Origin of the sequence: Dolichospermum sp. UHCC 0259, assembly GCF_009711935.1 — a bacterium.
GTDB lineage: Bacteria > Cyanobacteriota > Cyanobacteriia > Cyanobacteriales > Nostocaceae > Dolichospermum.
In genome coordinates this window covers 1-9824 of sequence record NZ_VIKX01000130.1, presented here as the reverse complement: position 1 = coordinate 9824, position 9824 = coordinate 1, and the positions used below count along the sequence as shown (strand labels likewise).

Annotated in this window: 10 protein-coding genes; 3 read left to right on the top strand and 7 right to left on the bottom strand. The window is 36.1% G+C overall.

Annotation, left to right across the window (positions count from 1 at the left end):
• Positions 1–9: 9 nt before the first annotated feature.
• Positions 10–357, bottom strand: coding sequence for a hypothetical protein (locus tag FJR05_RS10435; RefSeq protein WP_174783658.1), 348 nt, complete (start codon positions 355–357; stop codon positions 10–12).
• Positions 358–881: 524 nt separating this feature from the next.
• Here FJR05_RS10435 and FJR05_RS10430 point away from each other — a divergent pair.
• The 3 genes from FJR05_RS10430 to FJR05_RS10420 are packed head-to-tail and all read left to right on the top strand — an operon-like array spanning position 882 to position 4889.
• Positions 882–1544, top strand: a complete 663-nt coding sequence (locus tag FJR05_RS10430; protein WP_168644039.1) for a hypothetical protein — start codon at positions 882–884, stop codon at positions 1542–1544.
• Between the two features lie 38 nt (positions 1545–1582).
• Entirely contained in the window at positions 1583–3514 is a 1932-nt protein-coding gene (locus tag FJR05_RS10425) for a hypothetical protein (RefSeq protein ID WP_168644038.1), read from the top strand.
• Positions 3515–3524: 10 nt separating this feature from the next.
• A complete protein-coding gene (locus FJR05_RS10420; protein WP_168644037.1) occupies positions 3525–4889 on the top strand; it encodes a DUF1802 family protein in 1365 nt (454 codons plus the stop codon).
• Between the two features lie 433 nt (positions 4890–5322).
• Here the strand turns inward: FJR05_RS10420 and FJR05_RS10415 are convergent, their stop codons facing one another.
• From FJR05_RS10415 to FJR05_RS10390, 6 genes are all read right to left on the bottom strand, one after another.
• Positions 5323–5880, bottom strand: coding sequence for a DUF1634 domain-containing protein (locus FJR05_RS10415; RefSeq protein ID WP_168644036.1), 558 nt, complete (start codon positions 5878–5880; stop codon positions 5323–5325).
• A 2-nt stretch (positions 5881–5882) separates the two neighbouring features.
• Positions 5883–6719, bottom strand: a complete 837-nt coding sequence (locus FJR05_RS10410; protein WP_168644035.1) for a sulfite exporter TauE/SafE family protein — start codon at positions 6717–6719, stop codon at positions 5883–5885.
• Positions 6720–6842: 123 nt separating this feature from the next.
• A complete protein-coding gene (gene ureC, locus FJR05_RS10405; protein WP_168644034.1) occupies positions 6843–8549 on the bottom strand; it encodes an urease subunit alpha in 1707 nt (568 codons plus the stop codon).
• A 51-nt stretch (positions 8550–8600) separates the two neighbouring features.
• Positions 8601–8906 (bottom strand): urease subunit beta, encoded by a 306-nt coding sequence (locus FJR05_RS10400; RefSeq protein WP_174783657.1) that lies wholly within the window; start codon positions 8904–8906, stop codon positions 8601–8603.
• A gap of 14 nt (positions 8907–8920) precedes the next feature.
• Positions 8921–9118, bottom strand: coding sequence for a DUF4276 family protein (locus tag FJR05_RS10395; protein ID WP_168644033.1), 198 nt, complete (start codon positions 9116–9118; stop codon positions 8921–8923).
• Positions 9115–9783 (bottom strand): AAA family ATPase, encoded by a 669-nt coding sequence (locus FJR05_RS10390; RefSeq protein WP_168644032.1) that lies wholly within the window; start codon positions 9781–9783, stop codon positions 9115–9117. Before FJR05_RS10390 ends, FJR05_RS10395 begins: the two co-directional genes overlap by 4 nt.
• Positions 9784–9824: the final 41 nt, after the last annotated feature.

Below are 9824 nucleotides of genomic sequence, written 5' to 3'. Positions count from 1 at the left end.
GTAAAGGATTCACAGAATTAACACACTATATACGCGCCCATTTTTCGAGAGGTAATATTTACCTTTTTCTCCCTCTCCTTGAGCGTTTTTTTGTTTGTTGTAGATATAGTAAAGGGCTGCTGCTCCCCCCAAAAGTGCCACTTTCTGACCTGTGGATAATCCTTTTTGAGCTTCGGGTTGATTAACTAGAGAGCGATCGCTCATGTTTCTACCTGCTGTATCATCAATAGGTGGTGGTACTGATGCGTTGCGAGAACCACCGCCACAACCTGTTAATAAAAGAACTGAGAGTAATGTTGACAGCAAGATTGCTTGCACGCGTAAGCCAAATTTACGCTCTTTATATATAGTCTTCATTCTTTATTTCCATTATTTACAACTTTTTAATCTCCGTACAAATGCCAAGGTAGAGTTGAGCCTTTGGTTATTTTTTCGTACCTAGAAAAGCACGGATATAGTATTTGTATGTAATCATGAACTATTTTTTTCAGTCTTCCATCTTGCTGCTGATATAAGCGCAGATTACTTACTTACCTCTGAGGAAATATGCAATTAGGGACTTATATACTAAAAACGGTTGAGACATGGACTTTTGTAAAATCACGAAAACCCCAGATTTGTAGGGGTTTAGCAGTGCTAAACCCCTACCCATAAAATCAAGTAATTAAGCCGTGTTGAGTATAACTCAAAAAATATCCCAATCATGAGGATAAATTTAGGGGTTTAGCTCATGCTTTACCCTTACTCAGGGTATTTGCGGCATAAGTCATAAATATTGATTTTTGTCTTATTTACATCAAAATAGTCAATATTGTTTGATCTTTGTTCAAGTAACAAATAAAATACTTTTAATATCTTTTTAGTTAAATAGGATACTGAATATGACCGCTGAACAAAACAATTTACAGACTTTATATGCTAAAACTCGCTTGCTGCTTGCGTTGTGGGATTTAGGAGCAAGCCAACAAGAAGTGAAAAAAGGTTTGCTGACGAAGCGGATAGTGGCTAAGGGTCAGAAAATGGCGGACTATAAAGGCATTTTAGAGGATTTGCAGGAACAGGGGGCTGTTACTGTTTCTAGGACTGGTTATACTCTCATATCACCAATAGGTTTAGATGTATTGGGTGCGGGTTTGCGTAGTAGTGATTTTAAGTTTGAGGGGACTATTGTGGGGACTTGGGCAGCTAATGCGTTGTTGCGCTGGATAGGTCATATTGATGTTGTGGTTGCTGCGCCGGTTGTGTCTGGTGGTGGGGTGATTGATTCTTATGAGGAGTTTAAATCTGTTGCGTTGGATGTTTATAACAAGTTAAACTATGAACACAACTTTAATAATTTAGTACCTATTTATCGGATTAGAAGAGTAATAGGAGAACGAGTTAATCGAACAAAATTCAATGATTTTCTATTAGAAATGCAAGCTGATGATATTTTCCAACTTCAAGGAGGGAGTGTAGAAGACAGCGCATCAGACAAAATCGAAGATTCTGTTACTACAGAATTAGATGGTTTACGTTGTTATGCAAGACTTTTGAAAGCTTAAATATCATTGAAATCTTTACACACTAACCTTACAATATTATGACTACTAACACATCTAACATGGATCAACTAATTAAGACTCACAACCCATTTGCAGGACATATTGTAGTTAGACCTCAGCAAATATGGGGTAAAAGTTTTCCTGATGTTCCTTCAATTAATGCTCATGCTTCTAATGCTGTATTTGATGCAATTGAAAAAATTAATAAAGGTCAACGTCAGACAGTAGGTATTACAATTACTGCGGAAAAAGGACTAGGGAAAAGCCATGTTATTAGTAGAATACGTCATCAATTACAAACAAGAGAAGACAACTTATTTATTTACATGAGTAAATATGATAACTTGAATCAAATTCAACATCAATTCTTGCAAAGTGTTACTTCTAGTTTAAGAGCATTTATTAGAACTAATGTAATGCCATGTCAAGAAATAGCAGCAGCATTGATTAATGAAGTAATGGAGTGGAAATATACTACTGAACAATATATTAGTAACGTATTCCCGCATTTATTAAAACAATCTTTGTTAAAACAAAATTCAGTTACGGCAGTAATTGAGACATTAAGAAGTCGTATTGAACAAAAAAAGCCTAATATTACTAATCTCTATATAATTCAAGCAATCTTGTGGACGCTTTCTTCAAACCATGCTAATGCTGCAAATTTTTGGCTTTCGGGACAAAAATTACCAGAAGAAACTGCTAAAATGATGGGATTACCAAATATTCAAAGTGGCAACAAAGAAAGTCAAGCATTAAGTAATATTCGCCAAATTCTTGATATTATTAGTGATTATAGAGTTCCTGTAATTTGCTTTGATGAATTGGATATTGCCGACATTGCTGATAATGGATTTACCGCAGCGCAGATTATCGCTAATTTAGTCAAGGACTTATATAACAACCTTGATAAAGGTCTTTTGGTATTAGCAATGTATCCTGAAACATGGCGTGATCAAATCACTTATTTACCACAAGCTGAAGCAGTAATTGATAGATTAGTTAGTGACAAATCTGATAGACAACCAATTGAATTAAAATATCTCAATTCTGATGATATTGTTGCTCTTGTTCAAAGATGGTTACAAGAATTTTATCAGGAACATCAACAAACACCTCCTCATCCTCTTTATCCATTTGATGAAAATAAGTTGAGAGAACTTGGTAAAGGAAAACCTACGGTGAGATCGGTTTTAAAATGGTGTGCTGATAATTTTATTCCTCCATCAATTATTATTGATGACCAGCCAACAGAACCAGAAATAAATTCCACCAATAGTTGGACATCCACAACTCTTCATACAGTTAAACCATACTACCAAAGCGAGTTAGCTAATGTAGAAGCTTCTATTGATTCATTAATGGAAGATGAAATAGCTATTATCAATTCTATTTGGGTAGCTTTTACTAGCTTAGTAGGTAAAACTTTAGAAGGCGTATCAATTCAATCAGTAGAAGAAATAGTAGCTAGTACAGCAGATCAAGGATATATTAATTTCAAAATCGTTGGTAATAAGAAAAAAGTAAAAATAGGAGTAAGTGTAGTTCAGCAAGATGGTAGATTTATAGGTGCAGCATTGAAACGACTAATTGATTACAAGAAATTTGATATAACTCGCGGTTGTTTGGTTCGTTCTAAAAATATTACTCAAGGCGCAACTCAAGCTAGAGAACTTTTGAGAAAACTATTAACAGAAAAAGGTGGAGAATGGGTTGGGTTACAAAAACAAGATATTAAACCTCTCTTAGCTATCTGGTTTGTTTTTGAGAATCAAAATAGTTATGAATTGAAAGATGAACAAATTTTTGATTTTCTGGAGAAAACACAATTAGTAATTAATAATCCCTTAATCAGAGAAATTTTAAGTGATCCTTCAGGACAAGAACCAAGTAATTTAACTGATGATGGATTACCTATTACTATTCCTCAAAGTGCTGATAATACCGATAATATTGAGCTTGACTTTTAATTAAATAAAAATGAATCAATCATTTTCACTTCCAACAGCATTGTGTTTATCTGTACCTGATATTGAAGCCTTAATACAAGGACGCACAATTGCAGCTTTACCCAGGATGTTTATTCGTCCTGGGCAAAGATTTACTCTTTATCCTGTTGATACTTCAGTAAATGTACTTTCAATTAAAGTTTGGGCTAAATGTGAACTGTGCGAAATTCTAGATAGAACTGAACCACTAGACGTTTTATCTCAATTAACAATCTGGAATTTAGAAACATTCGAGAAAATAATACAGAAACATCAAAATATTTTTCTGGCTTATTTGCGCGTTTATCATTTATCTGAACCTTTTGAAGTTCTAGTTAATTCAAATATTCAAGATAAGTTAGGTAAATTTGTCGGTTTACCTAATATTTCTGGTTCTGAAGATAAACCTGTATTAAGTGATCAGGTATTTATTCAACGCAAACAACAACTAGAAAAACGAGAACTTTCTCTAAATCCTGAACTGGAAGAATTACAAAGTGCATTATCACAAATAGCTAATAATAACCCAGCAGCACAACAATTAGAAAATGACATCAAAATCTTTTTAGGTTGGGGTAATGCACCAACTATAAATAAGATAGATGCTGATTTAACTTGGATAAAAACAATTGCTAATGTAGGTAATTCTAGTGATGGTAACGAATTTGAAAAATTAGTGAGACGAGGATTAAAAAAATTAGGTTTTACAGGTTCTAGTCTTAACCCAGATGCGACTGGTGGGGCTGGAGGAATGGATTTTTATACAGAAACTCCTTACGCTATAGTTGGAGAATGTAAAGCAACTAAAACTGAAAAAGTTTCAGATGGTACACCTGCACAATTACTAAAAATAGGCATGAACCATCTGGGTAAATTTCAGTATGAAAAGGCAATTAAATTAATTGTCGCCGCTGGAGAACTAAATAATTACGCTTTAAGAACAGCTACCCAAAACGAAATGAATGTGATTACCCCTGAAACCTTACAAAAACTTGTTGAACTGCAAACACACTATAAAAATTCAGTCAACTTGTTAGAACTTAAAGAGTGTTTACAACAAGCACCCTATGGTTTAGCAGACGATAAAATCAATGAATATATTGATAAAATTGAAAAAGAGATTAAATTGCGATCGCATTTAGTGCAATTAATTAAAAAAGCTGACAAAAAAGTGGGAATTGAGTATATTGATGGTGCTTATGATGTTTCTAATCCACCACAACCATTAAAACCAGGAGAAATGTATGAAATTTTAATAGAACTATCATCACCATTAACAGGTTACTTAGGAAGAGAAAAAGGCAACGACTGGAAAACAGATAAATTCTACTATCTGCGTGACTTACCAATTAATTAAACTTTATTCTTTTATTCATCCAATTTTGCAAATAAAGATTCTAAATTGCGATAACCACTAACTACAGGGACAATTGCAATTCCATTGTCAATAACTTGAATCACATCTGCGGAATGTGGGTTTAGATAAATTAATTTCTTTTATAATCTGTGGCAATAGGTCAGAGCAGCAAATAATGACAACATGATTTGTAAAAATAAATACTGTAGATATCTGAAGTTTTGCAAAATTTAAGTTACTCTAGCTAATAAAATAGCGATCGCTATAAGAGGGTGTTTGAAAAGTTTTGAGGAGTCAAAATTTATGCCAATCGCCAAGGATGGACCATCAAACCCACCATCAGCCCAAATAGTCGTCAATCAAGAAACCTTAGTTCCCATATCTTTGACAGGAGAGCTTTTTTTACTCAACTTCTAACTTTGCAAACACCCTCTTAGTAATATGCTCCCACCAGACTATACATCAAACTAGTAAACACTAATAATGTAATGATGACATAGATAAAATTACGTTGTAAAAGAAAAGTTAAACAAGAAATGATCACCCGTAAAATAGGGATAGCAATTAGCAATAACAGTCCTAGTTGAATAATTCCCTGGCGACTACCGGCTAAAACCGCATTCACTATACCAATAGGAGAGCGAAACTGAGATGGTGTACCTATAAATACTTGATATTTAGCAGGCTCAAAACCATGATTAATTAAGTATAAAATTCCACCGAATAATACTATAGAACTAGCACTTAAAACTCCATATTTAAGCAAATTACTGAGTAAATATTCTAATTGTTTTTCATTAGCTGCTTTCGTCAGTATTAGATGACTAGCAATTTCACTCTGATAATTTATTTGTATTCCCTGATTAAGTCGCTGTTCTTCTAACTCTTGAATATGAGAATTTTGTTCTTTCAAGTCACAAGTGAAAGTTCCAACTTCTGTTTCTATCGGCGTTGTACAAGTCCAACGAAAACCAGAATTTAATTTATACATAATTACAGTCCTCCTATTAGACTGTTATAGATCATTTTTAACGCCATTACTACTAATACAAGGCTGAAAATAATTCTCAAAATTTGGGTTTTTGCGCCGATTAAGATTCTCGCTCCCAAAAAAGCACCTGGTAACACTCCTAACATGACGGGCATAGATAAACCTGGATCTATATATCCTCTTGTTAAATAAACACCTGTTGAAGCTGCGGCTGTGACACCAATCATGAAATTGCTGGTGGTCGTGGAAACTTTAAACGGGAGGCGCATAGCCTGATCCATTGCCAATACCTTGAATGCTCCCGAACCAATCCCCAGTAAACCAGAAAGCACTCCTGCTACTACCATAATGCTAAATCCAGCCGGTAAGGATTGAACTTGGTAGGAGACGACACCATCAGCGGTGGGATAAGTACCATTAAGCTGGAGATATTCTGCTAAAGGGTCTGGTAAACCAATTTCTGCTTGTTCTGGTCTGGGTCGTTGAGACAAATATGCTGAATAAATTAGCACAATCGCCAGAATTAAAGAGAGTATTTTTACGGTGATATGAGTTGCTAGTAAAGCACCAATAATAGCGCCAATAGTTGTGGCTACCTCCAGAAACATTCCCAAACGCAGATTAGCGTAGCCTTTGTTAATGTAAGTAGAAGCTGAACCTAGTGATGTAGCAATAACTGATACTAATGATGCACCAATGGCATAGCGAATATCAACTCCAAATACGGAAGTTAATAATGGAACTATGACAACTCCACCACCTAAGCCAGTTAATGCTCCAACTAACCCGGCACTAAATGATCCTAGCCAAACCAGCAAGGAAAATTCCAGTATATTCACTTTTAATTCCTCAGTTTTTTAATACAAATCCTCTTGCTAAATTATCAGCGGTGATATCTTAAATGTTGATTAGGAACTCAAAATTGGGGAAATAAAAAAAATAATTCTCAATCTGGAGGGTTTCTAAAACAGAAAGTATCTTTGTGCCATTGGTAAAACGGTTGCTGGTTCACAAGTTAATAATTCACCGTCTGCACGAACTTCGTAGGTTTCTGGGTCTACTTCAATTTTGGGTAAAGCATCATTTAATTTCATGTCTCGCTTAGTAATTTGACGAGTTCCTGAAACTGCGATCGCTAACTTCCCTAATTCTAATTGTTGAGGAATTCCTCTGGACAAAGCCGCTTGAGACACAAAAGTTAATGATGTTGCATTTCTAGCACCAGCAAAACTACCAAACATCGGTCGCATATATACAGGTTGAGGTGTAGGAATACTAGCATTAGCATCACCCATCTGTGACCAAGCAATCATACCGCCCTTAATTACAATTTCTGGTTTAACACCAAAAAAAGCAGGTCTCCACAAACACAAATCCGCTAATTTTCCTGCTTCTACTGACCCCACATATTCAGAAATACCATGAGTGATGGCCGGATTGATTGTATATTTAGCAACATAACGTTTAGCTCGTAAATTATCGGCATGACTATCACCAGCAAGGCTTCCCCGTTGCACCTTCATTTTATGTGCCGTTTGCCAAGTTCTAATTATCACCTCACCGACCCGCCCCATTGCTTGGGAGTCGGAAGCAATCATACTAAACGCGCCTAAATCATGAAGAATATCTTCCGCAGCGATCGTTTCTCTACGGATACGGGATTCGGCAAAAGATACATCTTCGGGAATAGCTGCATCTAAGTGATGACACACCATCAACATATCTAAATGTTCATCTAGAGTGTTAACAGTATAAGGACGGGTAGGATTAGTAGAAGATGGTAAAACGTTACTTTGTCCACAAACCTTGATAATATCCGGTGCATGACCACCTCCAGCCCCTTCCGTATGGTAGGTGTGAATAGCACGATGTTTAAAAGCGGCAATTGTATCTTCCACAAAGCCAGCTTCATTTAAAGTATCAGTGTGAATTGCTACTTGTACATCATATTCATCAGCGACGGTCAAACAAGTATCAATTGTAGCAGGATTTGTTCCCCAATCTTCATGGAGTTTCAATCCCATAGCCCCGGCTTCAATTTGTTCTATTAGTCCTTGAGGTTGACTGGTATTACCTTTTCCTAAAAATCCTAAGTTAACAGGGAATGCGTCCGCAGCTTGCAACATTCGGTACATATTCCAGGGACCAGGGGTACAAGTTGTGGCATTTGTTCCCGTAGCTGGACCTGTACCACCACCAATCATGGTAGTAATACCGGAAGCAATAGCGACTTCAATTTGTTGAGGACAGATAAAATGGATGTGGGTATCTATTCCCCCCGCAGTGAGAATCATTCCCTCACCGGCTAAAGCTTCTGTTCCTGGTCCAATAATGATATCTATATTGTCTTGAATATAGGGATTGCCGGCTTTACCAATTTTGTAAATTTTGCCGTCTTTAATGCCAATATCTGCTTTAACAATTCCCCACCAATCGAGAATTAAAGCATTTGTAATCACTAAATCTACTGCACCATCACTATTAGAAATAGGTGATTGTCCCATCCCATCTCTAATGACTTTTCCGCCACCAAATTTAACTTCATCACCATAGGTTGTGAAGTCTCTTTCTACTTCTATAAATAGTTCGGTGTCGGCTAATCTAATTCTGTCTCCTACTGTTGGTCCGAAGGTATCGGCGTAGGCTTGGCGGTTCATTTTGTAGGGCATATTTTTATCCTTTTTTTATCACGCTTCAGGCGCAGAGACACGGTGAGAAATTTAGAGGTTTCCGTCAATTTTGTTGTTGAATCCGTAGATTTGGCGTGTACCAACGAGAGGGACTAGAGTAACTTCTTTTTCGTCTCCTGGTTCAAATCTGACGGCTGTGCCGGCAGGAATATCTAATCTCATTCCTCGTGTTTTTTCTCTGTCGAAGTTTAAAGTGGTATTGACTTCATAAAAGTGAAAATGTGATCCTATTTGAATGGGTCTGTCTCCTGTATTTGCTACTATTATTTTAGTCGTGGGACGACCTGCATTTAATTCGATTTCTCCTGCTGGGGTAATAATTTCTCCAGGTATCATAATTTTTTCCTACTTTAAAGGTTTTCTAAAAACTCTACAAACGGTCTGAAAGCTTGCGGACATAATTCAGCTATATCTTGATAACTTGCACTTTCTAATATTCTGCGTGCATCCACAGAACCTTTATATTTTTTACCACATTCTCGAAAATTTTTTTCTACAATATCTTTCGGGGGAATATTTGTCCCTTCTACATAAATTTCAACTTTCATGGAAGTCCCTCTAATTCATCACTGCGGTGTAATTGTTCTATTTCATCTGCACCAAAATCATTAAGCATATCTTTGAGAACTTGAGAATTACCAGGTTTAATAAATTTTGCTTCCCCATTTTCTTTTCTGAGTACAGCAATTTGCGAAATATCAAACTGTGTTAGGAAATAAGATGAGTGAGTTGCTAATAAAATTTGTGTGCGTTCAGAGGCTTTTTCAAATAAAGCAGCAAGAACAGGTAATGTCCGAGGATGAACACCTTGGTCTGGTTCATCAATACAAATTAAAGATGGTGGATTTGGGTGTACACATAAACAAATCCAGCAAATTAAACGCAAAATTCCATCTGATAAATCAGCAAGACTTAACTCATCATCAACACCTGATTCTTGCCAAAAAGCGATCACTTCTCCAGGTCCACCACGTGCTTTTACTGTTAATCCTTTAAAACCAGGAATTACAGAACGTAAATGTTGTTGTAGTTCGTCAAATGCTGTTCTATGTTCAGTCATTAAGGAAAAAAGAACTGAACTTAAATTACCTGCATTTTCATGTAAAATTGGTTCTTGTTCAATGGAAACTGATTGACGAATTTTCTGATTTGCTATGTTGAAAGAACTATAAAACCTCCAATCACGAATATAATCACGTAAGTAACTGTTCACACTCCCCCACTAAAAAGGAATTAGGAAGTAACAGGGATAGG